18 protein-coding genes are annotated in these 23,288 nt (G+C 62.3%); 5 read left to right on the forward strand and 13 right to left on the reverse strand.

What is annotated here, in order from left to right; translation table 11 throughout:
* The first annotated feature begins 69 nt into the window (after nt 1-69).
* Nucleotides 70-744, forward strand: coding sequence for a ceramidase domain-containing protein (locus HPQ62_RS15660; RefSeq protein ID WP_174803516.1), 675 nt, complete (start codon nt 70-72; stop codon nt 742-744).
* A 3-nt stretch (nt 745-747) separates the two neighbouring features.
* On the opposite strand, the gene xth is transcribed toward HPQ62_RS15660, so the two are convergent.
* The 8 genes from xth to HPQ62_RS15700 all read right to left on the reverse strand — a co-directional run bounded on the left by xth (nt 748) and on the right by HPQ62_RS15700 (nt 10,544).
* Complete coding sequence (gene xth / locus HPQ62_RS15665) at nt 748-1,545, reverse strand: exodeoxyribonuclease III (RefSeq protein ID WP_342343722.1); 798 nt, start codon at nt 1,543-1,545, stop codon at nt 748-750.
* Nucleotides 1,546-1,614: 69 nt separating this feature from the next.
* Entirely contained in the window at nt 1,615-2,346 is a 732-nt protein-coding gene (locus tag HPQ62_RS15670; RefSeq protein WP_244629727.1) for an outer membrane lipoprotein carrier protein LolA, read from the reverse strand.
* Between the two features lie 97 nt (nt 2,347-2,443).
* Nucleotides 2,444-5,113, reverse strand: a complete 2,670-nt coding sequence (locus HPQ62_RS15675) for an FtsK/SpoIIIE family DNA translocase (RefSeq protein ID WP_174803517.1) — start codon at nt 5,111-5,113, stop codon at nt 2,444-2,446.
* 316 nt (nt 5,114-5,429) lie between these two features.
* Nucleotides 5,430-6,980 (reverse strand): tripartite tricarboxylate transporter permease, encoded by a 1,551-nt coding sequence (locus tag HPQ62_RS15680; protein WP_174803518.1) that lies wholly within the window; start codon nt 6,978-6,980, stop codon nt 5,430-5,432.
* A gap of 9 nt (nt 6,981-6,989) precedes the next feature.
* Nucleotides 6,990-7,421, reverse strand: coding sequence for a tripartite tricarboxylate transporter TctB family protein (locus tag HPQ62_RS15685; protein WP_174803519.1), 432 nt, complete (start codon nt 7,419-7,421; stop codon nt 6,990-6,992).
* Nucleotides 7,422-7,528: 107 nt separating this feature from the next.
* Nucleotides 7,529-8,509 (reverse strand): Bug family tripartite tricarboxylate transporter substrate binding protein, encoded by a 981-nt coding sequence (locus HPQ62_RS15690; RefSeq protein ID WP_174803520.1) that lies wholly within the window; start codon nt 8,507-8,509, stop codon nt 7,529-7,531.
* Between the two features lie 23 nt (nt 8,510-8,532).
* Nucleotides 8,533-9,336, reverse strand: a complete 804-nt coding sequence (locus tag HPQ62_RS15695; protein ID WP_174803521.1) for a citryl-CoA lyase — start codon at nt 9,334-9,336, stop codon at nt 8,533-8,535.
* On the reverse strand, nt 9,333-10,544 hold the full coding sequence (locus tag HPQ62_RS15700) for a CaiB/BaiF CoA transferase family protein (RefSeq protein ID WP_244629728.1): 1,212 nt from the start codon (nt 10,542-10,544) through the stop codon (nt 9,333-9,335). The genes HPQ62_RS15695 and HPQ62_RS15700 overlap by 4 nt, the downstream gene beginning before the upstream one ends.
* Before the next feature lie 96 nt (nt 10,545-10,640).
* Here HPQ62_RS15700 and HPQ62_RS15705 point away from each other — a divergent pair, with 96 nt between their 5' ends.
* A complete protein-coding gene (locus HPQ62_RS15705; RefSeq protein WP_174803523.1) occupies nt 10,641-11,327 on the forward strand; it encodes an IclR family transcriptional regulator domain-containing protein in 687 nt (228 codons plus the stop codon).
* A 101-nt stretch (nt 11,328-11,428) separates the two neighbouring features.
* Here the strand turns inward: HPQ62_RS15705 and purD are convergent, their stop codons facing one another.
* Nucleotides 11,429-12,700, reverse strand: coding sequence for a phosphoribosylamine--glycine ligase (gene purD / locus HPQ62_RS15710; RefSeq protein WP_174803524.1), 1,272 nt, complete (start codon nt 12,698-12,700; stop codon nt 11,429-11,431).
* Between the two features lie 183 nt (nt 12,701-12,883).
* Here purD and HPQ62_RS15715 point away from each other — a divergent pair, with 183 nt between their 5' ends.
* The gene (locus HPQ62_RS15715) at nt 12,884-15,172 is read left to right on the forward strand and encodes a Tex family protein (RefSeq protein WP_174803525.1); all 2,289 of its coding nucleotides are present in this window, start codon (nt 12,884-12,886) and stop codon (nt 15,170-15,172) included.
* A 4-nt stretch (nt 15,173-15,176) separates the two neighbouring features.
* On the opposite strand, the gene HPQ62_RS15720 is transcribed toward HPQ62_RS15715, so the two are convergent.
* The gene (locus tag HPQ62_RS15720; RefSeq protein ID WP_174803526.1) at nt 15,177-16,055 is read right to left on the reverse strand and encodes a hypothetical protein; all 879 of its coding nucleotides are present in this window, start codon (nt 16,053-16,055) and stop codon (nt 15,177-15,179) included.
* 284 nt (nt 16,056-16,339) lie between these two features.
* Here HPQ62_RS15720 and HPQ62_RS15725 point away from each other — a divergent pair, with 284 nt between their 5' ends.
* The gene (locus tag HPQ62_RS15725; RefSeq protein ID WP_174803527.1) at nt 16,340-17,602 is read left to right on the forward strand and encodes a cyclopropane fatty acid synthase; all 1,263 of its coding nucleotides are present in this window, start codon (nt 16,340-16,342) and stop codon (nt 17,600-17,602) included.
* 28 nt (nt 17,603-17,630) lie between these two features.
* Complete coding sequence (gene ubiA / locus HPQ62_RS15730; protein WP_174803528.1) at nt 17,631-18,584, forward strand: 4-hydroxybenzoate octaprenyltransferase; 954 nt, start codon at nt 17,631-17,633, stop codon at nt 18,582-18,584.
* An 18-nt stretch (nt 18,585-18,602) separates the two neighbouring features.
* Here ubiA and HPQ62_RS15735 read toward each other — a convergent pair whose 3' ends face one another.
* The 3 genes from HPQ62_RS15735 to HPQ62_RS15745 all read right to left on the reverse strand — a co-directional run bounded on the left by HPQ62_RS15735 (nt 18,603) and on the right by HPQ62_RS15745 (nt 23,130).
* The gene (locus tag HPQ62_RS15735; RefSeq protein WP_174803529.1) at nt 18,603-19,169 is read right to left on the reverse strand and encodes a DUF6101 family protein; all 567 of its coding nucleotides are present in this window, start codon (nt 19,167-19,169) and stop codon (nt 18,603-18,605) included.
* 245 nt (nt 19,170-19,414) lie between these two features.
* The gene (locus HPQ62_RS15740; protein WP_206678095.1) at nt 19,415-20,551 is read right to left on the reverse strand and encodes an MFS transporter; all 1,137 of its coding nucleotides are present in this window, start codon (nt 20,549-20,551) and stop codon (nt 19,415-19,417) included.
* Between the two features lie 65 nt (nt 20,552-20,616).
* Nucleotides 20,617-23,130 (reverse strand): GcvT family protein, encoded by a 2,514-nt coding sequence (locus tag HPQ62_RS15745; RefSeq protein ID WP_174803531.1) that lies wholly within the window; start codon nt 23,128-23,130, stop codon nt 20,617-20,619.
* Nucleotides 23,131-23,288 lie beyond the last annotated feature (158 nt).

The following is a 23,288-nucleotide window of genomic DNA, read 5'->3' on the forward strand; positions in this document are numbered from 1 at the left end:
CGGCAGTGTATGCTCTGGCCCGGTAAGGCAGGTTCGCGCTAGAATGCGTTGAACAAACCGGTGACGCTGATGGACCCTGCCCCCTATATCGACATTTACTGCGAACGCACGGCCGCCGGCTTCTGGGCCGAGCCGATCAACGCATTGACCAATATCGCCTTCATCATCGCCGCAGCGCTCGCCTGGCCGCAAGCATGGCGGCGCGCGCAGAGAGGCCCCCTCGAACTCACGGTCATCGCCCTCGTCGCCCTCATCGGCATCGGCTCATTCCTGTTCCATACGCTCGCAACGCCGCTGTCCGCGGCGCTCGACGTCATCCCCATCTGGCTGTTCTTCTTCCTCTACATCCTGCTTCTGTTCGTCCGCGCAGCGGGCGACAGGACCTTTGATGTGATCGGCTACATGATTGCGACCATCATGGGCTTTGCGCTGATCGCCTATCTCGTCGGGCTCGTCTCCCGCGAAGGCGCAGCGCCGCTCAATGGCTCGCTGCAATATGCCCCTGCCCTCATCGCCATGGCGCTTGGTACGGTCATCACGCTCTGGCGCGAGCATCCCGTTTGGCGCTATTTCGCGGCGGCGACCGCCATCTTCATCATGTCGCTGACATTCCGCAGCCTCGACCAGTCCGCCTGCGCGCTGACGGCAGGCCTCGGCACGCATTTCCTCTGGCACATCCTCAATGCCGTAGTGCTCGGCATCCTGCTTCAGGGGGCCGTCAGAGAGCTGCCGCCGAAGGGCTGACGATCAAAGCGAAAAATGCGCCGTTACCGGCACGTGGTCGGATGGCTTTTCCCAACCGCGGGCTTCGGTGAGGATATCGAAGCGCTCGAACGCCGGCACGAGATCGGGCGAGGTCCAGATATGGTCCAGACGGCGGCCGCGATTGGCGGCCTGCCAGTCCTTGGCGCGGTAGCTCCACCACGTATAGAGCTTTTCGTCTGCGGGCGTGACGTGGCGCATCAGGTCCACCCAGCCGCCCTTCTCGATCAGATCCATCATGCCTTCGGTCTCGACGGGCGTGTGGCTGACGACTTTCAGGAGTTGCTTGTGCGACCAGACGTCGTTTTCCATGGGCGCAATGTTGAGGTCGCCCACCAGGATCGAGCCGATGCCGTCGCCCTGATCGGCCTTCAACACCTTCATCTCTTCCAGGAAGTCGAGCTTGTGGCGGAATTTCGGATTGATCTCGGGATCGGGCTCGTCACCGCCGGCCGGCACATAGAAATTGTGCAAGCGGATCTTGCGGCCGCCGGCGTCGATCACCGCCGAAATATGGCGTGTGTCGCCCATGGCGCAGTAGTCGGTCGAGAACCCTTCGCCGAGCGGGATGCGCGAGATGATCGCCACCCCGTGATAGCCCTTCTGGCCATGCACCGCGATATGCTCGTAACCAAGCGCCCGCAGCGGCTTGTAGGGAAACTGGTCGTTCAGGCACTTGATCTCCTGAAGACAGAGAATATCCGGGGCGTACGCCTTCAGAAAGTGCTCCACGATCGGAAGCCTGAGGCGCACCGAATTGATGTTCCATGTCGTCAGTTTCACGGGATAGGCCTTCCTTGCTGATCGGGGGATCAGCAATAGGCGATTCGCCCTGGCCCCGGAAGAGCGGCGTCAGTTGTCGCTGCCCGGGCTCGCCATGATCTGGTCATAGGGGATGCGGAACACCGAGCGGGCGAACTGCACGCCGGTCTTGACGTTCGACAGGATCACCGTCGTGTCCTTGCCCTGCGCATCGGTGATCGTCCACTGGCGCAATTCGAAGGTCTTGCTGTCGAACATCAGCGTGATCACCTGATCGCCGAAGACCGTCTTGTCGCCGAGCACGATCACCGTCAGGCCGTTCTGCTCGCGCACGTCGCGCACCATGCGGTGCTGAAGGTCGATCTTGTCGGCCAGCAGAAGCGACAGCGGCGTGCGCGACAGCGGATAAAAATCCCAGGTGTCGAGACTTCCGTTGCCGACCGCGACATTGCGTCCGTCGGCGATCACCTTCAGCGTCGATGGCGCGTCATAGTCGAAGCGCAGCTTGCCCGGACGTTCGAGATAGAACTTGCCGCCGGACTGTTCTCCGCGCGGACCAAACTGCATGAACTCGCCGGTCATCGATTTGACCGAGGAGAAATGGTCGGCAACGCGCTGCGCCGCACTGGCAGCAGACGCCGTCGCCACCTGCTGAACCGGCAGCGAGCCGTCACGTTTTGTCGGCAAGGGAACATTGCCGGCGCTCGGCAGCAATTCCGCCATTGCGGGAACGGCCAGCAGCAGCGCCGATGTTGCGACGAGACCACCGAGAAAACGGCGGCGACCCTGGATCTTGGATGAAGTGTTTTTTGTTTTGCTCATGATGCGATCCTGAAAACTGATTGCGGCCCGGTTGAGCCGGCAACGCGGCGTTTTCGCGGCCAACCGACAGGCTTTGTTTGAGGACAAAGATGGGGCGTCAGCGCGGCCCTTCAATGATGTCCTGTTCGGTCGGCACGAGTATTTCGCGTTTTCCGGCATGGTTCGCCGGTCCGATGATGCCTTCCTGCTCCATCCGCTCGATCAGGCTCGCCGCGCGGTTGTAGCCGATGCCGAGGCGGCGCTGGACGTAAGAGGTCGAGGCCTTGCCATCGCGCAGAACGACTGCAACCGCCTGGTCATAAGGGTCGTCGGACTTGGCAAGGTTGCCCGAGCCGCCGCCCTCGCCGTCATAGCCACCATCGCCATCTTCATCGTCATCGGCGGTGATCGCATCGAGGTAGTCCGGCGTGCCCTGGGTCTTGAGGTAGGCGACGATTTCTTCGACTTCCGGATCGGAGACGAACGGCCCGTGGACGCGCTGGATGCGCCCGCCCCCGGCCATGTGCAGCATATCGCCCTGGCCGAGAAGCTGCTCGGCCCCCTGCTCTCCCAAAATGGTGCGGCTGTCGATCTTCGATGTCACCTGGAAGGAAATGCGCGTCGGGAAGTTTGCCTTGATCGTGCCGGTGATGACGTCAACCGAGGGGCGCTGGGTCGCCATGATGACGTGGATACCCGCCGCGCGCGCCATCTGCGCCAGCCGCTGGACAGCGCCTTCGATATCCTTGCCGGCGACCATCATCAGGTCGGCCATCTCGTCGATGATCACGACGATATAGGGCATCGGCGCGAGATCGAATTCCTCGGTCTCGTAAACCGCCTCGCCGGTCTCGCGGTCGAAGCCGGTCTGCACGGTGCGCGACAGGGTTTCGCCCTTCTCGCCGGCCTGCGCCACGCGGCTGTTGAAGCCGTCGATGTTGCGCACGCCGAGCTTTGCCATGTTCTTGTAGCGTTCTTCCATCTCCCGCACGGTCCATTTCAGCGCGACGACAGCCTTCTTCGGATCGGTCACGACCGGCGAAAGCAGGTGCGGAATGCCGTCATAGACGGAGAGTTCGAGCATTTTCGGGTCGATCATGATCAGGCGGCACTGTTCCGGCGACAGGCGGTAGAGCAACGACAGGATCATGGTGTTGACGGCAACGGACTTGCCCGAACCGGTGGTGCCGGCAATCAGCAGATGCGGCATCTTGGCAAGGTCGGCCGTCACCGGTTCGCCGCCGATGGTCTTGCCGAGCGCCATGGCAAGCTTCGCCTTGGAATTCTGGAAATCCTGGCTGGCGACGAGTTCGCGCAGGAACACGGTCTCCCGGTTCGGGTTCGGCAGCTCGATGCCGATCGCATTGCGGCCGGGAATGACAGCCACGCGAGCGGAGATCGCCGCCATCGAGCGGGCGATATCGTCGGCAAGGCCGATCACGCGCGAGGACTTGATGCCCGGAGCGGGCTCCAGTTCGTATAGCGTGACCACCGGGCCGGGACGGACATGGATGATCTCGCCCTTGACGCCGAAATCTTCGAGCACCTTTTCAAGCGTACGGGCATTTTCCTCCAGCACGTCGCTCGAAAGCGCCCGGTCGCGGCCAAGGCCCTTGGGCTCGGCAAGCAGCGCCACCGACGGCAGTTCGAAGCCGCGCTGCGCGTGCGGTGCGCCACCCCGGCGCATATTGCCGGCATTGGCGGGACGCGGCGGTTCGGCGGGTGTTGCGACCACGCGGCCGCGCTGCGCGCCGCGACGTCCCGCAGCGACAGTCTCTCTCTGTTCGAAGTCGGCGCTCAGCACGCCCTCCGGCAGGCTGTCCTCGTCGTCGTAATCATCGCCTGCGCCATAGTCGAACGGCGGCGGATCGGCAGGCCTGTAACCCTGTTCGCGCGGACGGTCCGGATCGACGAGGCTGGGCTCGCCGCTGCGGCGGAAGGACGGATAGGCAGGTGCCTCGTCATCGAGACGATCGAAGCTGTCCTCGTTGAAATCGTAGGGTTCGTCGAATTCCAGCGAATCGTCCCTGCGGCGGCGGCCGAAGATCTTGTTGAACCGGGCCCGTGACAGATACCAGACATGCGCCAGATGGCCGACCACCGGAGCGAAGGAGAAGAAGCCTTCACGCTCCTCGGAAAGGTCGGCGACGGAAGGCGCGCCCGGCTCGCTGGCCCTGCGCTTCGAGGAAGGCTTTTCAGGAACGAACCGAGGCTGGCGGAAGATCAGTCCAGCGGCATAAAGCTGGAGGAAGAGCGCGGGCAGGCCGAAGATGCCGCCGACGATCATGGCGGCCAGACCCGACGGATATTCACCGATGAAGAGCGCTGGAAAGCGCAGGATGATATCGCCGGACACCCCGCCGAGACCGTTCGGCAGCGGCCAGGTCGGCGGCGGCGGCACGCAGCCGAGAACGGCTGCCGTCAGGATCGCCGCACCGGCCCAGGCGATGATACGGGAGGGTTTGCGGTAGATGCGTCGCCCGGCCATCATCGAAAGCGACCAGGCAAGCATCGGGAGCAGCGCGAAAACGCTCGCAAGACCAAAGGCCTGCATCACGATGTCGGCAAAATCGGCGCCGGTATAACCGAGAATATTGGTGGGAAGCCTTCCGGTCGCGTGAAGCGCGCTCGGATCATCGACATTCCAAGTCGCCATGGCCGCGATTGCAAGGCAAAGCGCCACGAACAGGGCGAAGCCGAAGAGGGCCGCAACATAGCGCCGCACAAATGAGATGAGCGAAAACTCGCCGCCGCTTCTGTGTTCAAAACGCTCTGCCCGTGCAGCCATTTGCCCGATACCTTCAAATCTTCAAACCAACACATCCGCCAGGAACCGCAAACGGTTCAGGCAGATTCGCCGGTCAGGCTAACAGCGATGGGTTAAAGCCTCTTTAACCATCGAAAGCTTGCCGGACCTCGTGGTGGGCGAGACGGAAGTCCGAGCTTTCGTGTCTTGCCGGACGCATCCTCAACTGCGCAATTGCCTTTCGAAGACCGGCGGAAACGGCATGCTGAAAACAAAAGGCCAACCCGGCTGGGTGCCGGATTGGCCTGAATACCATGAGCGGCCGCCAATGCAGGCAGCCACCGCCTTTTTCGCAACATCAATCGCCTTCAGACACTTCCTCGCTGCGCAGCTTGGCGGGATCGATGCGGCGGTTCATGCGGCTCAGAACGATGGGCAGCGCAAAGCCCGCAATTGCCACCAGCCAGAGCCCGATCGACAGCGGCGATGCGAAGAGCGTGCTCCATTCGCCGTCGGAGATCGTCATGGCGCGACGCAGGTTGACCTCCATCTGGTTGCCCAGAAGCACGCCCATGATCACCGGAACCAGCGGCACATCAAGCTTGCGCAGCGCCCAGCCGCCGAGACCGAACAGGATCATCACCGTCAGGTCGAAGACCGAACCGGAAATGCCGTAGATCCCGACGAAGGAAATCATCGCCACCGCCGGCATCAGGTAGCGCGACGGCACCAGCAGAAGCCGCACGAACAGGCCTACCATCGGGATGTTGAGGAGCAGCAGCATGACGTTGCCGATCATCAGGGCCGCAATCAGGCCCCACACCACGTCGGGGTTCTGGGTAAAGAGCAGCGGGCCGGGCGTAATGTTGAGCGCCAGCAACATCGCCAGCAGCACAGCGGTGGTGCCGGAGCCCGGCACGCCGAGTGCAAGCATCGGCACCAGCGCGCCGCCGGCAGCGGCATTGTTTCCGGCCTCGGGTGCTGCAACACCGCGCGGATCGCCCTTGCCGAACGTGTTCTTGCCGTTCTTCAGGCTGCGTTCGGCGCCATAGGCGAGGAACGAGCCGAGCGAGGCACCCGCCCCCGGCAGCACGCCCGCCAGAAAGCCGATCACCGTGCCGCGCGCCATGGATCCGCTGGTGAAGCGCAACATCTTCCACTGCGGCAGGATGCGGCCGATCTTGACCTTGTCATCCTTGCTCTCGGCCTTGTCGACGTCGCTGCCACGGTGCTCGAGGAAGGTGAACACCTCCGAAAGCGCGAAGAGACCAACGATCGCCACCAGGAAATCGATGCCGTCATAAAGGTGGATTTCGCCGAAGGTCAGACGCGGAACACCGGTCTGCTGGTCGACGCCGATCATGGCGATTCCGAGACCAAGCGCTGCAGCGAACGCCGACTTCGCCTGGTTGCGGCTCGTCACCCCGCCAAGCGTTGCAAAGGCAAGCACATAGAGCGCGAAATATTCCGCGGGGCCGAACAGCAGCGCGACCTTGACCAGCTGCGGCGCCAGCACCGCAAGACCGCAGATGGCGAAGAACGAGCCGACGAATGACGCAATGCCCGAAAGCGCCAGCGCCTCTCCGGCGCGGCCCTGCTGGGCCATCGGATAGCCGTCCAGCGTCGTCATCATCGCCGGCTCGTCGCCGGGAATGTTGAGCAGGATCGAGGAAATGCGCCCGCCATACATCGCCCCGAAATAGATCGAGGTCAAAAGGATGAGCGCCGGCGTTGCAGGAAGGCCGAGCGTGAAGGCAAGCGGGATCAGGATCGCTACCCCATTCGACGGCCCAAGACCCGGCAAGGCGCCGATGATGGTGCCGAGAAAGCAGCCCAGCAGGGCAAGCGCCATGTTCTGGAAGGTGAGCGCAACGGCGAAGCCGTCGGCAAGTGCGGAAATCGTCTGCATGGCTTCCCCCTAGATACCAAGCGGCCCGGTCGCCAGATGCAGACCGAGCACGAGATGGAACACGACGTAAATTCCGACGGAAATGCAGACGCCGGCAATCGCCGCCTTCAGCGCCGGTGCGCCCAGCCGCCAGGACAGGAAGCCCGCGGCAATCATCGTGGCGATCACGAAGCCAAGCACAGGCAGGAAGTAGGCGTAGGCAAACAGCAGACAGGCCGAGACGGCGATCTCCGCGAGCGACTTTGCCTGTGGCCAGTCGGGCTCGGCGTCCGGCATCAGCACGATGACGAGGCTCGCCACGGCAAGGATGACGCCAACGATGATCGGAAACGTCTTCGGTCCGATCGGATCGCTCATGAAGCTTTCGGGCGTGAGCCAGGCCTGCCAGATATAGATGGCAGCAATGACGATGCCGAAGCCGCCGAAAATACGGTCACTCATGGAATGCCTCCCCAGGGCACATATGCATCAAGACGCGTGTGATCGCGCTTTGAAACCGGATGAAAAGGCCGGCAGGTTCCCCCACCGGCCGGCCTCTGTCGGCGATATTACTTCAAAATGCCGATCTCGCGCGACAATTCCTGGATCTCCGCGATGGATTCCATCACGAAGGCCTGGAATTCCGGGCCGCTCTTGTCCAGAGGTGCCAGACCGCTCTGGGTCATGATCTGCTTCCATTCGTCGGAGACATAGACCTGCTGAACGGCGTCCACCCAGTAGTCATAGGCCTCGTCGCTGATCTTGCCGGGGGCGTAGAAACCGCGCCAGTTGGCGCCGACTACATCAACACCCTGTTCCTTGGCGGTCGGGAAGTTCGCGAAGTCGCCGGGCATGCGCTCGGGCGCGAGCACCGCGATCACCTTGATATCGCCGGAATCGACGAAGCCCTTGGCTTCGGAAGCATCGCCGGTAAACGCCTGCACCGAGCCAGCCAGAAGCTGCGTCACGGCCTCGCCGCCGCCCTCGAAGGCGACGTATTTGATCTGCCGGACATCGGCAACGCCCGCCTTCTTCGCGGCCATCAGCACCTTCAGATGGTCCCAGCCGCCGACAGCGGAGCCGCCTGCGATCGCGACGCTCTTCGGATCGGCCTTGATCTTGTCGAGAAGCTCGGGAAGCGTGTTGATCGGCGAGTCCTTGGCAACGGCGATGATGCCGTAATCGGCGCCGATCGAGCCGACCCAGCGGACCTGATCGGCGTTGTTGCCCGGGAATGCGCCCTGCGCCAGACGGGTGGCGGTGGCGGACGAGGCTGCGACCAGCAGATCTTCGTCACTGTCGCGCTTGGTGACGACTTCGGCAAAGGCCACGCCGCCCGAGCCGCCCACGAGATTGATGACCTGCATCGTGCCGGGCACCAGCTTCAGGTCCTGCATCACCTTGCCGACCTGGCGGCAGGTGAAGTCCCAGCCGCCGCCGGGGGCTGCGGGTGCGATGCATTCCGTCGCACTCGGCTCGAAGGCTGCGGCCGGGCTTGCGACGGCAAGGCCGAGCGACAATGCTGCCAAGAGGTTACGTAGTCTGGTCATGATGGTCCTCCCTTTTGACCATTTCAGGAAATCGGATTGGGGCCCTTGTAGGTCCACCGGTAGTGCGGCGGGGTCGGGCCCTTGTTGCGGCCTCCCTGCTGCATCTGTTCATAGGCGTGCGACATCGCGCCAACCGAGCGCGACAGGCAGAAAAGCCCGCGCGCAAGCGGCGCCGGAAAGCCGAGCTCGCCATAAATCACGGCCGTTGCGCCATCGATGTTCATGGGCACGGGCTTGCCGCGCAGTGCCTGAAGATGGTCGGAGAGCGCGCGGCCGATCGCGGCGAAGCGGCCGCTCACCACGCCGGCTGCCGCGGCCTCGTCGACAAGCGCCAGCAGCCGCGGGCTGCGGGGATCGACGGGTTTGTGGAACCGGTGCCCGAAGCCCGGAATATATTTGCCGCGCGCTTTCTGAAAGGCGTCGACCGCCTCGGCCACAGCGCCCGCAAGCCGCTCTTCACGGCCATCGGCCAGCGCATCGATCTCCCGGTAAAGCTCCAGCGCCTGTTCGCCCGCGCCGCCATGGACGTCGTCCAGCATGTTGACGGCATTGGCCATCGCGCCATTGAGCGAAAGCCCGCAGGTCACCGCCATGCGGGCCGCAGCAATCGAGGGCGCCTGCGGACCGTGATCGACGGCGGCAACGAGCGCTGCCTCGAGGAGATCAGCTTCCGCTCTGGAAGGCAGCGTGCCACGCGTCATCAGCCATACCATCTGGGCAAAGCTGACATTGCCGATGAGCTCCTCGATCGGCTTGCCGCGCATGCGGATCTGGCCGGGCGCCATGTCGATGATTTCGGTGGTCCACCAATCGGCAACGTCGCTCATATGACCCCGCTTTCCTTCAATTCTGCGACCTGCCGGCCGGTGAGGCCGAGACCACGATAAATGTCTTCATTGTCCTGGCCGAGCTCAGGGGGCGGCGAATCAACGGCAGGCGCGCTGCCATCGACCTTGAACCCGGTTCTGACGACTGTAATGTCTCTTTCGACCCCCGGCACTAAGCCAAAAGTCGCAAGCAGGCCCCGTTCGGTGATCTGCGGATGGGCGAGCACTTCGGGAACGGAAAGAACCGCGCCTGCAGGCACCCCGATCCGGTTCAGTTCACGCGCCCAGTCGCGCGCAGGCCGGGTGACCAGCACGGTTTCGATTTCGGCCTTCAGCGTGAGACGGTTCGTCTTGCGCAATTCGCGGGTGGCATAGCGCGGATCGGCAATCAGTTCCGGCCTGCCGATATGGCGCGCCAGCGCTTCCCACTGCTCATCCTTGTTGGCGGCAATATTGATGGGTGCATCTTCGGCCTGAAACGTGCCTGAAGGGGCCGATGTCAGGTTCTCATTGCCGTTCGCGGTCGGCGCCACGCCGCCGATCAGATAGTTCGAAACCGCCCAGCCCATGGTCGCGATCACCGATTCCAGCATCGAAACATCGATAAAGGCGCCACGCTCCGGCGCATTGAGCGCCGCTGCGATCGCAAACGCCGCCGTCATGCCGCCGATCGTATCGGCGATCGGATAGCCCACCCGCATCGGAGCACTGTCAGCGCCGCCGGTAATCGACATCACGCCGGAACTGCCCTGGATGATCTGGTCATAGGCCGGACGATGGACCCAGGGCCCCTCCTGCCCGAAACCGGATATCGCGCAATAGACGAGGTTCGGGTTGACGGCTTTCAGCACCTCGTAATCGACGCCGAGCCGCTTCATCACGCCGGGGCGATAGTTTTCGACCAGCACGTCGGCGCTTGCCACCAGCTGTTTCAGAAGCGCCTTGCCGGTCTCGTCCTTGAGATTGAGCGTGACCGACTTCTTGCCGGCATTCTGGGCGAGGAAGGAGATGCCCATGTTACGAGCATTGAGCTCCGGATCGGCGCCGAGCTGGCGCGCCAGATCCCCACCCTTCACATTCTCGACCTTGATCACCTCTGCGCCCATGTGGGCCAGCTGGTGACAGCAGAACGGGCCCGCCAGCACATTGGTGAGATCCAGAACCCTGATTCCGGAAAGGGGTGACGTCTTTTGTTGAGTGTTCGTCAATTTAAGCTTGCCAATCATATCTTATCGTTCTATTCAATAGAACGTCGTTCATCATAACAGAACGAAACTTGACAGTCCAGAGGATTGGGGAATGCCGTGAACCCGACAGAAGAGCACAAGGGCGTCGACGCCGTGGACCGGGCCCTTCTGATACTCGAGTGCTTCGCGACGGCCGATTCGCCATTGACGCTGGCCGCCCTTTCGAAACAGACAGGGCTCTACAAGAGCACCATCCTGAGACTGCTCAACTCTCTGATTCGCTTCGGATATGTCGAACGTGACGAGCACGGCCACTACCGGCTGGCGAGCACGGTCTGGCGGCTTGGCGCACAATATCGCGCATCATTTTCGCTTGGGGACGGGATCAGGGCCGAACTCGCACGCCTTGCCGAAGAGACAGGCGAAACCGCCTCCTTCTACGTACGGCGCGGGGATATCCGCCTCTGCCTCTATCGCAGCGAGCCCGCGCGGGCCATCCGCCATTCGGTGGCGGAAGGCGTCGAACTGCCGATCGGCTTCGGCGCCTCCGGCAAGGTGCTGCAGGCTTTCAATGGCAATCGCGATCCCGAATGGGATGCGGTCCGCAGCAAGGGTTACGCGACCTCACGCGGCGAGCGCAATCCGGATGTGGCAGCGATCGCGGCGCCCGTCTTCGATCAGAATGGCGTCTTGCGCGGCGCGATCGCGGTTTCGGGCCCGGTCACGCGGCTTGACCGGGAAACGACGGAACGGATTGCAGACCTTCTGAAGGCGCGCGCCCAGGCATTGATCATCCCGGCCTGAGGACGAAGGGCATAGTAAAGCCGCCGACGGAGATCCGGCGGCGGCAAAGCGATCTGTCAGGTACGGGACCTTGTGCCCGCAAACGTCAACAGCGGCCGACGTCAGCCCTCTTCGCGGGCGACAGCGCGCCAGCCGATATCGCGGCGGCAGAAGCCCTCCGGCCAGTCGATATCTTCGATCAGCTCATAGGCGCGCGTCTGCGCCTCCGTCACATTCGGTCCAAGCGCCGTGACGTTCAGCACGCGGCCGCCGGTGGCGATCAGCTTGCTGTCCTTCACCGCCGTGCCGGCATGGAAGGTATGGGCGAACCGGTCGTCATCTGGCAATGCCTTGATTTCGCTGCCCTTCTTGTATGCTCCCGGATACCCCCTGGTCGCCACGACAACCGTCAGCGCGGTCTGATCTGTCCACTCCGCGGTCACCTCATCGAGGCGGCCTTCGGCGCAGGCGGCAAGGATCGGCAGGAGATCGCTCTTCAGCCGCATCATCAGGACCTGGCATTCCGGATCGCCGAAGCGGGCATTGTACTCGATCAGCTCCGGGCCTTTCGATGTGATCATCAGGCCGGCATACAGCACGCCCTGGAAAGGATGGCCCATTTCGGCCATGCCGCGGATCGTCGGCTCGATGATCTCCTTCATCGTGCGCTCGATCATCGCCGCATCCATGACCGGAGCGGGCGAATAGGCGCCCATGCCACCGGTGTTCGGCCCGGTGTCGCCGTCGCCGACGGCCTTGTGATCCTGCGCGGTCGCAAGCGCCAGCGCATTCTTGCCATCGGAGAGGCAGAAGAAGCTTGCCTCTTCGCCGACCAGAAATTCCTCGACCACCACTTCGGCGCCCGCTTCGCCGAACGTGCCGGAGAAGCAGTCCTCGATGGCGGCGATCGCCTCGTCATTGGTGCGCGCGACCGTGACGCCCTTGCCGGCGGCAAGGCCATCGGCCTTGATCACGATCGGGGCGCCGATTTCATGCACATAGGCCTTGGCGGCCTCGGCATTGTCGAAGCGCTGATAGGCGCCGGTCGGAATCTTGTAACGGGCGCAGAGGTCCTTGGTGAAACCCTTGGAGCCTTCGAGCTGGGCCGCGGCCTTTGTCGGGCCGAACACCTTGAGGCCTGCAGCCTGAAGATCGTCGGCAATGCCTGCAACCAGCGGCGCCTCGGGTCCGACCACCACCAGATCGATGGCCTTTTCCCTGCAGAAGGAAACAACCGCCTGATGGTCTGTTACATCGAGCGCCACGCAAACCGCGTGGTGGGCGATGCCGGGATTGCCTGGCGCGGCAAACAGATCGCCGATTTCGGGGGATTGCGCGAGTTTCCAGGCCAGCGCATGCTCGCGCCCGCCAGAACCGATCAGAAGGACATTCATGGGTCCGCTCCGTTTGTCACCCTGTTGGCGGTTGGGTAAGCAGGCGCGCGGAAAAGGTCAAGGCCGGGATGCGTTAACATCAGGGGCAATATTGTGGACGCTCACCCCTACCCTTCGGAAAGCCATTGTTTCGGCGCGATGAACGCCTAAATTCGCTCCTCCTTCAAAGATGGAATGAAACATATGCCCGCAGCAAAAATCGCCCGCATCGTCGCAGAGGAAATCAAGGCCCGCCCCGACCAGGTGGATGCCGCGCTAAGGCTTCTGGATGACGGCGCGACCGTGCCCTTCGTCGCGCGCTACCGCAAGGAAGCGACCGGCGGGCTCGATGACGGCCAGTTGCGCACCCTTGCCGAACGGGTCGGCTATCTGCGCGAACTCGAAGCGCGACGGAGCACGATCGTCGAATCGATCACCAGCCAAGGCAAGATGACGGATGAGCTTTCGGGAAAGATCGCCGCCGTCACCACGAAATCCGAACTCGAGGATCTCTACCTTCCCTACAAGCCCAAGCGCCGCACAAGAGCAATGATCGCGCGCGAAAACGGCCTCCAGCCGCTCGCCGACGCAATCTTCAGGGATCGCAACGCCGATCCGGAAAAGCTCGCCGCAGGCTTCGTCAACGACAAGGTCGCCGATACCCGCGCAGCGCTCGACGGCGCGCGCGATATCCTTTCGGAAGAATTTGCCGAAAACGCCGCGCTGGTGGGCCGGCTGCGCCAGTACATGCGCGACAATGCCAAGCTCTACGCCAGGGTCGTTGCGGGCAAGGAAGAAGCGGGCCAGAAGTTCTCCGACTATTTCGACCACGCGGAAGATTTTGCGAAAGCGCCGGGCCACCGCGTGCTCGCCATGCTGCGCGGCTTCAACGAGGAAGTGCTGTCGGTTGCGATCGAAGCCGACCGCGACGATCCATCGCCGGTCAAGCCGGCCCAGCAGATGATTGCCCGGTTCTTCGATATCGGCGCATCCGGCAAGGCGAACGCATTTCTGATGCAGGTTGCCGGCTGGTGCTGGCGGGTGAAGCTCTCCACCTCGCTCTCGCTCGACCTGATGCGCGAGATGCGCGAACGCGCGGAGGACGAGGCGATCAACGTGTTCGCCCGCAATCTGAAGGACCTGCTGCTGGCTGCGCCCGCAGGCTCGCGCGTCACGCTTGGCCTTGATCCAGGCATCCGCACCGGCGTCAAGGTGGCCGCCGTCGATGGCACCGGCAAGCTGCTCGATACCGTCACCATCTATCCGTTCCAGCCGCGCAATGACATTCAGGGATCGATTGCGGCGCTGAAGGCGCTGATCGCCCGCCACAATGTGTCGCTGATCGCGATCGGGAATGGCACGGCAAGCCGGGAGACCGAGAAGCTGGTGGCCGATGTGCTGAAGGAGATACCGGAGCCGAAGCCGCTGAAGGTGATCGTGTCGGAGGCCGGGGCCTCGGTCTATTCCGCCTCGGAAACGGCCGCAAAGGAATTTCCGGGCCTCGACGTGTCGCTGCGCGGCGCGGTCTCGATCGCACGCCGCCTGCAGGATCCGCTCGCCGAACTGGTGAAGATCGAACCGAAGTCGATCGGCGTCGGCCAGTACCAGCACGATGTTGACCAGATCAAGCTGTCCCGCGCACTTGATGCCGTTGTCGAAGATGCCGTGAATGGCGTCGGCGTCGATCTCAACACGGCCTCCGCCCCGCTTCTCGCCCGCGTGTCAGGCCTCGGCCCTGCAATCGCCGAATCGATCGTGGTCCACCGCGACCAGAACGGTGCCTTCAGGAGCCGCAAGGAACTGCTGAAGGTTGCCCGCCTGGGGCCGCGCGCCTTCGAGCAGAGCGCCGGGTTCCTGCGCATCCGCGACGGCGTCGAGCCGCTCGATGCCTCCGCCGTGCACCCGGAAGCCTATAGCGTGGCCAAAAAGATCGTTGCCGCCTGCGGACGTGACCTGCGCACACTGATGGGCGACAGCGCCGCCCTGAAGGCCGTCGATCCCCGCGCCTTCGTGGATGAGCGCTTCGGCCTGCCGACCGTGCGTGACATTCTGGCGGAGCTTGAAAAGCCCGGCCGCGACCCGCGTCCGGAGTTCAAAACGGCAAGCTTTGCCGATGGCATTGATGCGATCTCGGACCTTAAACCCGGCATGACGCTCGAAGGCACAGTGACAAATGTGGCGGCCTTCGGCGCCTTCGTCGATATCGGCGTCCACCAGGACGGTCTCGTCCACGTTTCCCAGCTTGCCGACCGGTTCGTCCGGGACCCGCACGAGGTGGTCAAGGCCGGCGACGTTGTGAAGGTGCGCGTTGTCGATGTCGACGTGAAGCGCAAGCGCATCGGCCTTTCGATGAAGAAGGACGACGGCACGCCGCCGCCATCGCGCAGCCCACGCAACGACCGGCCGCGCGAGCGCGGCAATGACCGCGGCGGCAAGCCGCAGGGTCAGGGCGCTTTCGGCGCGGCGCTTGCGGACGCCATGCGGAAGAAGTGAGAGCTCAGTTGCCTCGCTCGGCGCGTTCGGACGTCTTATCGGTGAATTGCCGGTAGGAGATTGCGAGGACGCTCAGAAAGCCGAAATATCCGACCGCACCGATCAAAACGCCGAGCGCATTGGTAACCGACAGTGCTATGACGGCGGCCAGATATGCGCCTTCTCTCGCCATCAGATAGAGCGCGGTCTGGCCGAGCCCCGTGACGATGATCTGAACCACGAGCAGCGGGACTGCAATCGCCAGAACCGCCAGGAAAAGTTCACGCCCCCGACCCCGGCTGATGGCGCGTGCATGCGCGAAGCTCATCTCACGGTCGGCTGCGACGGCGGGAAAGACCAGAGCATGGCGCAGCATCAACGTGGATACCCATATCCATGCGGCAATGAGGATGATCAACCCAACCGCTCCGAGCAACACCATCGGCACGTTGCCGAGCACGTTGGATGACAGCGACCCGATTAACCCCAGAACGATGAGAAGCGGCATGAAGACCAGCATCATCACAAGAGTCATCAGCCAAAGAAAGAGAATGGAACGCCAGATGAAGCGCCAGCCACGGTTCCCGAAACTGGCGAAAATCCCTGCAGGCCTCTCATCCAAAACGCCCAGCCGCAACCACTGGATGGAGATCACGGTGACCGCGAAAAATTGCAGCACTACGGCTGCGAAGAACAGGGCGAAGATAGCCGGCGCCCAACTCTGGGGCAGCTTTGCTGTTCCCGTAGTCAGCAATTCCGGCAGGATGCCAAGCCGATAGAGCACCCAGCTTGAGGCGATCATGCCTATCAGCAGTATTCCACCCCATAACCACATGATCTTGCAGATCACGCCAAGGTTCGAAAACACCTGCGCGTAGGACCTTCTAATCAGACTTCCTGTCATTGCCCCCCCCAACAGGATGCACTGCCAACCCAACTCGCAGATGAAACCAAATCAGCGAAGAAGATCGCTATACCCGCACCCACGCTTGCGAATCAATCCTTATATGAAACGATTCCGCCGCCAGCACAATCCCAGGCTGCAACAACGGGGACTTCTCGCAAGTGAACATATCGACACTCGAGTTTCCCCACGCCACGGCGCTTTCCTCCGCCTTGTTTCTTGCGTCAGATTGAATATTCTGCGTCAAATAATATGTGACTTAAGCAGGCATTCGGGGGATTGCTATGGCGTCAATGCTGTTCAACCTTGTTGATAAGATTTTTAAAACCGGCACTTTGAAGCTCACGGACGCAACGGGAAAGGTGACGATGTTCGGTGATGGCACCGGCGACAGGGTGGCCATCCGCTTTGCAGATGAAGAGGCAGAAAAGCTCATTGCACGCGACCCGCCACTGGCACTCGGCGAAATGTATATGCAGGGCCGGTTCATCATGGAGGAAGGCAATATCTATGATTTCCTCTCCTTGGTGCGGCGCAATACACTGGACATCGTCTTCTCGCCGCTGATGGCGGCAAGGCTGTTCTGGCGTACCGGCCTTGCCCAGTTGCAGACCCGGCTCCCGATCAACAACAACCGCAAGAATGTTTCCCATCACTATGATCTGACGCCACCGCTCTTCAGCCTGTTTCTGGACGAAGACTGGCAATATTCCTGTGCCTATTTCGAGCCGGCGGGTATCTCTCTCGACGAGGCGCAGCTCGCCAAGAAGCGCCATATCGCCAGCAAGCTGCTGCTCGAGGAAAACCAGCGCGTTCTGGAAATCGGCTGCGGCTGGGGCGGGCTCAGCATCTACCTTGCAGAGATGGCCGGCGTCGACATGACCGGCATCACGCTGTCGCACGAACAGCTTTCGATCGCGTCGAACCGCGCGGATAAGCGCGGCCTTTCCGACAAGGTGCGCTTTCAGCTTCAGGACTACCGGACGATGAAGGCCAAGCCCTTCGACCGGATTGTCTCCGTCGGCATGTTCGAACATGTCGGCATCGGGCGCTATCAGAACTTCTTCGAGAAGTGTTTCGAGCTGCTTGATGATGACGGTGTCATGCTGCTGCACTCCATCGGGCGCGATGTCGCCGCCCACGGCTTCAACAATCCGTTCATCGAGAAGTACATCTTCCCCGGCGGATATATCCCTGCACTGTCCGAGGTGTTGCCGGCGATCGAGAAGGCGGGTCTGCTGGTCCGCGACATCGAAATCCTGCCGATGCATTACGCCTATACGCTCCGCGCCTGGCGGGAGCGATTCGTGGCGCGCAAGGAAGAGGCGATCAAGCTCTATGACGAGCAGTTCTTCCGGATGTGGGAATTCTATCTGGCCGGTTCCGAGATGGCGTTCGAGTGGGACAAGATGTTCATCTTCCAGATTCAGCTCTCCAAGAGCCAGTTTGCCACACCCAATAACCGCCGTTATATGTTCGAGGCGGAAGACAAACTGAAAGCCGCGGAAGCGAACCGGAAGCCCATGGAGCCGGTCGACTTTTCCTGATCCGGCCTGGGCGCAAGGCACGCAGCAGATGAGCAATATTTTCGGTGATGATGGCCGCGTGGCCGACGCGCCGTCCGACAATTTCGTTTACCGGCTGCTGCCGCCGAGGCTCTGGCCCTATGCCCAGCTCGCCCGCTGGGACCGCCCGATCGGCTGGCAGCTTCTGCTTTGGCCTTGCCTGTGGTCGGCGGCGATGGCCGCAGCGGTGACGGCGGATGCCAATGCCTTCCGGCCCGGCCAGTTCGTCGCGCATGTCCTGTTGTTCTGGCTTGGCGCCATCGTCATGCGCGGCGCCGGCTGCACCTATAACGACCTTGTCGACCATGACATCGATAACCAGGTGGCGCGGACCCGCTCGCGTCCGCTGCCATCCGGCAGGGTAAGCCGGAAACAGGCAAAGATCTTCATCCTGCTGCAGGCGCTCACCGGACTTGCGGTGCTGCTGTGCTTCAATGGCTTCACGATCCTGCTCGGCATCGCCTCGCTTCTCGTCGTCGCGATATATCCCTTTGCCAAGCGGTTTACCGACTGGCCGCAATTCGTGCTGGGGCTTGCGTTTTCGTGGGGCGGACTGATGGGCTGGGCGGCGGTCTTCGGGGCGCTTTCGGGACCGGCGGTACTGGTCTATCTCGCCGCGATCCTGTGGACGATCGGCTATGACACGATCTATGCTCATCAGGACAAGGAGGATGACGCCCTCATCGGCGTTCGTTCCACCGCGCGCCTTTTTGGGGACAGGACAAAGCCCTGGCTGATCTTTTTCTACGCCGCGATGCTGGCGCTGATGGCGCTTGCCTTTTCCCTCGCGGGGCTTGGCTGGCCTGCCTATGCCGGGCTCGTCATTGCCGGCCTCATGCTGTTCTATCAGATTGCCGTCCTCGATATCGGCAACGGCGCGCAATGTCTCAGACTGTTCAAGTCGAACCACTATGTCGGCATGGTCATCTTTGCCGGTCTGGTCGCGGCAATCTTCCTCGGCTGACCCTTCTGGGTCCGACCCTCAGGCCGCGACTGCGCGGCCTGCGACCTTCAACGCCACGCCGAGCGTTGCATCTTCCATGCGCATCGTCAGGCGCGGAACGGGACGGGTGGCCTTGCGGCGGCGCGGACCGATCTCGTCATTGGCGGCGGTGATGCGGTGCGGCTGGAAATCGACCGCGCGGGCAGCGCCATCGGCCTCGACCATCAGCATCGGAATGTCATAGAGCGTTGCCCATTCCTGCCAGTCCGCCACAATTGCCTCAAGATCATGGGCGACAAGAAGCGGAATGCAAAGTTCCGGATCGGCATGGTGGAGCTCCAGCGTGACCGTGATGCCGCCATCGACATGGGCTATGGCACGAGCGGCAACGCCCTTGAAGGCCCGGCCCGGAAGCGCGATCGAGAACGGAAGGTTGCTCGAAGGCAGGTTGCGGCGAACGACTGCGCCGCGCTGGTCGAGCTTGACGGCGATGCGGTTGTCGCTGGAAGCGCCGCGTGCGACGTAGGAGAATTTCTGCGGAAAATATGCCGGATCGATCCGAAGAACCGTTTCGTCCTGCCCCCTCATGACCTGCGTATTCGTCATCTGATCACCCTTATCTCTGTCCCCGGAAAACCGGTTTTATTGTGCGAACTTTTCCGTTCGTCTGAGGGCGATCATAGGCGAGGTTGTTACCAGCCGCCTTAACAAGGACGGTTAAGAAATTCCAACGCGGGCAAATGGTTATCAAAACCCGTTTTCGCAGGGTTGAGAGAACATGAACGCAGTGATGACGATGCGTTAACCGATCCGGCGAGAGCCCATGCGCGCCAAGCGCTGCAGGCGTTTCGTCAAAGGCTTCTCGCCGCGATCAGGGCAGCGAAAAGCACCAGCACGGCGCCCATTCCGGTAACACCTGCAAATCCTGCGCTTTCATAAAGCGGCCCCATGAGCATGGGGCCCGCAAACACGGCAGAATAGGTCACGGCGCCGTTAAGCCCCATCACCGCGCCGCGCGCCGTTCCGGCCCTCCGGTTAAGGGAAACGACAAGGGCATTCAGTCCAAGCTGGTTGAGACCGCCCCAGATTGCCGTGCCAAGAAACGCACTGACAGGCGACATCAGCGCAAAATGCCAGCAGGCATAGCTTGCGGCGATCGCCACCAGCACCGTCAGGAGATAACGGCGGTTCACTTGCGGTGCGGCGAAGCTGAGGCCAAGCCCGGCCAGCCCGAATCCCAGCCCATAAGCCATGACGAACACGCCTGCGCCTTTTGTGGAAAGGCCAAACGCAGCGCGCATGCCCTCCCCGAAAAAAGCAAAACTGCCGTAAAACGCGGACATGAACATCAAGATCACGGCGACCACGGGCGCGACGCCCGGAAGACGGAAGGCCCTCCAGACCGGGGTTCTGACCGCTGCCGTGCTCAGGCTTCGCGGCAGCGCTGCAAAGAGGCCGATACCGACAAACAGCGAAAGTCCGGAAAGCAACACATAGACAAAGCGCCATCCAAGCCAGTCGCTGATGAAAGCCGCAAGCGGCACCGCCAGCACCAGCGCCAGCGCCCAGCCCGTGAGCACGAGGCCGAGCCGGGCGGCTTCACGCCCCTTCGGCGCCGAGGCCGCCGCAGTCACGTAGCTGCCCGGCAGAAGCACGCCAACCGCTATGCCCGCCACCGCCTGTGAAAGGCAAAGCCAGAGCCAGTGCTGGCTGAGGCTGCTGAGCACCTGCGCAAGCGCCAGCAGCAGGGCGGCACCGCCGAGCACCCGGCTGGCCGGCAGCCTGTCGACGAGGCTGCCGAGCATGAGCGAAGAAACAGCGGTGGCGGCGCCAAATGCAGAAATCGCCCAGGTGATCCGATAGGAATCGGTCCCGAGAGCTCCCGCTACATCCGACAGGATCGGGCTGAGGATGAAGGCGTTGGAGCCCACCAGAAGCACTGCTGCAAGAAGGACGATGGGCTGCAATTGCCGAAGGACTTTCGGCAAGTTATCGGTATTTTCCTGATTCATGATGCCATTTGCCGCATTTTGGCAGCAATGTGCAAAGCAATTTACGCCCTCAAAGCCTCGTTCTCCGGATCGAAGGGGCTTTCCTCCACGACCGTCGCTTCATAAAGTTCGCCGAGGATCTTGATCTTCAGCTTCGTGCCCGCTGCCGCGTATTCCGGCTTCAGCATGGCAAGCGCAATCGACTTTCCGATACGCCAGCCGAAACCGCCCTGGGTGGCACGGCCCGCGAGATTGCCGTCGCCATCGAAGATCGCTTCGGAGCCGCGCGCATCGCAATCGGTCACGCCTTCGACGATCAGCGTCGAGAACACGGAGGAAAGCCCCGCCTCCTTCTTCGACAGCAGCGCCTCCTTGCCGATGAAATCCTTGGCCGGCTTGATGAAGCGGTCGAGACCGGATTCGTAAGCCGTGTACTCGATCGACATCTCGCGCTGCATCGCGCGGTAGGATTTTTCGAGCGCCATTGCGTTCATCGCGCGGATGCCGAAGGGCTTGATATCGAATTCGGCGCCAGCTTCCATCAGCCTGTCGAAAATATAGGTCTGCATCGCGATCGGGTGATGCAGCTCCCAGCCGAGTTCGCCGACGAAATTCACCCGCAGCGCATGGCAGCTGGCTGCCCCGATCGAGATCGGCTGACCGGTCAGCCAGCCGAAATCGGCATTTTCGAGCGAGCTGCGCGTCAGCTTCTTCAGGAGCTCGCGCGATTTCGGCCCGGCGAGCACCAGCACGCCCATTTCCATGGTCAGCGGCCTGAGTGTGACCGAACCATCGGTCGGCGCAAGCTTCATCAACAGGTCGTGGTCGTGGTTTTCCAGTCCAGCGCCGGAGACCAGGTAGAAGCGGTCCGGCGCCCATTCGTACAAAGTGAATTCCGCCCTCACCCCGCCTTCCTGGCCGAGCAGATGACAAAGCGCGATGCGGCCACGCTTCTTCGGAATCGCATTGGCGAAGATGCTGTCGAGGAAGGCGCGGGCGCCGACGCCCGAGACTTCCATCTTGGCAAACGGCGTCATGTCGAGCACGCCGACTTTTTCATGAACGTGCTTCACCTCATTGCCGACATGCTCGAAATAGTTCGAACGGCGGAACGACCACTTTTCCACGATCCGACCATCATCCAGCGGGGCTGCGTGGTTATGGTTTGTCAGCACATCCGCACCGACGCCAAGTTCGCTCTCGTCGAGCGCATAGCCTTCGGGCGCATACCAGTTGGCCCGCTCCCAGCCATAGACGGAGCCGAACACGCCGCCTGCCGCCTTCAGCCTGGAATAGACCGGCGAGGTCTTCAGCGGACGGGCGGCGGCCCGCTCCTCATCCGGATAGTGCATGGTGAAGACGTTGGCATAGGCTTCCTCGTTCTTGGCGATCAGGTAGCCTTCGGTGGCGTAAGGGCCGAAGCGGCGGGGATCGACCCCTGCCAGATCGACGGTCGGCTCCCCGTCGACGATCCATTCGGCAAGCTGCCAGCCGGCACCGCCGGCGGCCGTGATGCCGAAGGAGTGGCCCTCGTTCAGCCAGAAATTCTTGAGCCCCGGCGCAGGCCCCACGATCGGGTTGCCGTCGGGCGTATAGGCGATCGCGCCGTTATAGACCTTCTTGATGCCGACTTCGGAGAAGGCGGGTACGCGGGTAAACGCGGTCTCGATATGCGGCATCAGCCGGTCGAGCTCTTCCTGGAAAAGCTCATACTCGCTGTCATCCGAGGGGCCATCGACATAGCAGACCGGCGCGCCGGTCTCATACGGGCCGAGGATCAGGCCGCCGGCTTCCTCGCGCATGTACCAGGCGCTGTCGGATTCGCGCAGCACGCCCATTTCCGGCAGCCCCTGCTTCTTGCGCTCGAGGATCGCCGGGTGCGGTTCGGTGACGATGTACTGGTGCTCCACCGGGATCACCGGGATGTTGATCCCGACCATCTTGCCTGTCTTGCGGGCAAAATTGCCGGTGCAGGAGATCACGTGATCGGCGGTGAAGACCTCCTTGTCCGTCTCCACATGCCAGGTCCCGTCCGGATTCTGGTGAAGCGCCGTGACGGTGGTGTTGCGCATGATCCTGGCACCCCGGTCGCGCGCGCCCTTGGCCAGCGCCTGGGTGAGATCGGCGGGCTGGATATAGCCGTCATCGGGATGCTGGATCGCGCCCAGAATGCCGTCGGTTTCGCAGAGAGGCCAAACCTCCTTGAGCTCTTCCGGCGTCAGGAATTTCACGTTGACGCCGATGGTTTCTGCGATGCCGGAATAATAAAGATACTCATCCATCCGGTCCTTCGTCATTGCCAGACGGATATTGGAGACCTTCGAGAAGCCGACATTGAGGCCGGTCTCCGCTTCCAGCGCGCCGTAGAGATCAACCGAATATTTGTGAAGCTGGCCGACGGAATAGCTCATGTTGAAGAGCGGCAAGAGACCTGCGGCATGCCATGTCGAGCCGGATGTCAGTTCCTTGCGCTCGATCAGAACCGCGTCCGACCAGCCCTTCTTCGCCAGATGGTAAAGCGTCGATACGCCGACCACGCCGCCGCCGATTACCAGTGCCCTTGTTTTGGTCGTCATCCCTGCCGCCTTTGCAATGTGTCTGAGCCGCCCGCTTCCGGCGCATCAGGGGATGACGAGGACTCCATTCCCTTCGCTGCCTCGCCCGGACCGCGCCCGAGGGTTCGACAGGAAGGGGGAGGACTGTCCGCACACTGACATGCTTGTCGACGGGCCTT

Source organism: Martelella limonii, from assembly GCF_013344475.1.
In the GTDB taxonomy this organism is placed as follows: domain Bacteria; phylum Pseudomonadota; class Alphaproteobacteria; order Rhizobiales; family Rhizobiaceae; genus Martelella; species Martelella limonii.

What these genes read in the sequence shown, in the direction of transcription:
- HPQ62_RS15675 (WP_174803517.1), bottom strand. Translation starts at nt 5,113, where the DNA reads ATGGCTGCACGGGCAGAGCGTTTTGAACACAGAAGCGGCGGCGAGTTT.
- HPQ62_RS15685 (WP_174803519.1), bottom strand. Translation starts at nt 7,421, where the DNA reads ATGAGTGACCGTATTTTCGGCGGCTTCGGCATCGTCATTGCTGCCATC.
- HPQ62_RS15725 (WP_174803527.1), top strand. Translation starts at nt 16,340, where the DNA reads ATGGCGTCAATGCTGTTCAACCTTGTTGATAAGATTTTTAAAACCGGC.
- HPQ62_RS15715 (WP_174803525.1), top strand. Translation starts at nt 12,884, where the DNA reads ATGCCCGCAGCAAAAATCGCCCGCATCGTCGCAGAGGAAATCAAGGCC.
- HPQ62_RS15690 (WP_174803520.1), bottom strand. Translation starts at nt 8,509, where the DNA reads ATGACCAGACTACGTAACCTCTTGGCAGCATTGTCGCTCGGCCTTGCC.
- HPQ62_RS15670 (WP_244629727.1), bottom strand. Translation starts at nt 2,346, where the DNA reads ATGAGCAAAACAAAAAACACTTCATCCAAGATCCAGGGTCGCCGCCGT.
- HPQ62_RS15735 (WP_174803529.1), bottom strand. Translation starts at nt 19,169, where the DNA reads ATGACGAATACGCAGGTCATGAGGGGGCAGGACGAAACGGTTCTTCGG.
- purD (WP_174803524.1), bottom strand. Translation starts at nt 12,700, where the DNA reads ATGAATGTCCTTCTGATCGGTTCTGGCGGGCGCGAGCATGCGCTGGCC.
- HPQ62_RS15745 (WP_174803531.1), bottom strand. Translation starts at nt 23,130, where the DNA reads ATGACGACCAAAACAAGGGCACTGGTAATCGGCGGCGGCGTGGTCGGC.
- ubiA (WP_174803528.1), top strand. Translation starts at nt 17,631, where the DNA reads ATGAGCAATATTTTCGGTGATGATGGCCGCGTGGCCGACGCGCCGTCC.
- HPQ62_RS15720 (WP_174803526.1), bottom strand. Translation starts at nt 16,055, where the DNA reads ATGACAGGAAGTCTGATTAGAAGGTCCTACGCGCAGGTGTTTTCGAAC.
- HPQ62_RS15695 (WP_174803521.1), bottom strand. Translation starts at nt 9,336, where the DNA reads ATGAGCGACGTTGCCGATTGGTGGACCACCGAAATCATCGACATGGCG.
- HPQ62_RS15660 (WP_174803516.1), top strand. Translation starts at nt 70, where the DNA reads ATGGACCCTGCCCCCTATATCGACATTTACTGCGAACGCACGGCCGCC.
- HPQ62_RS15680 (WP_174803518.1), bottom strand. Translation starts at nt 6,980, where the DNA reads ATGCAGACGATTTCCGCACTTGCCGACGGCTTCGCCGTTGCGCTCACC.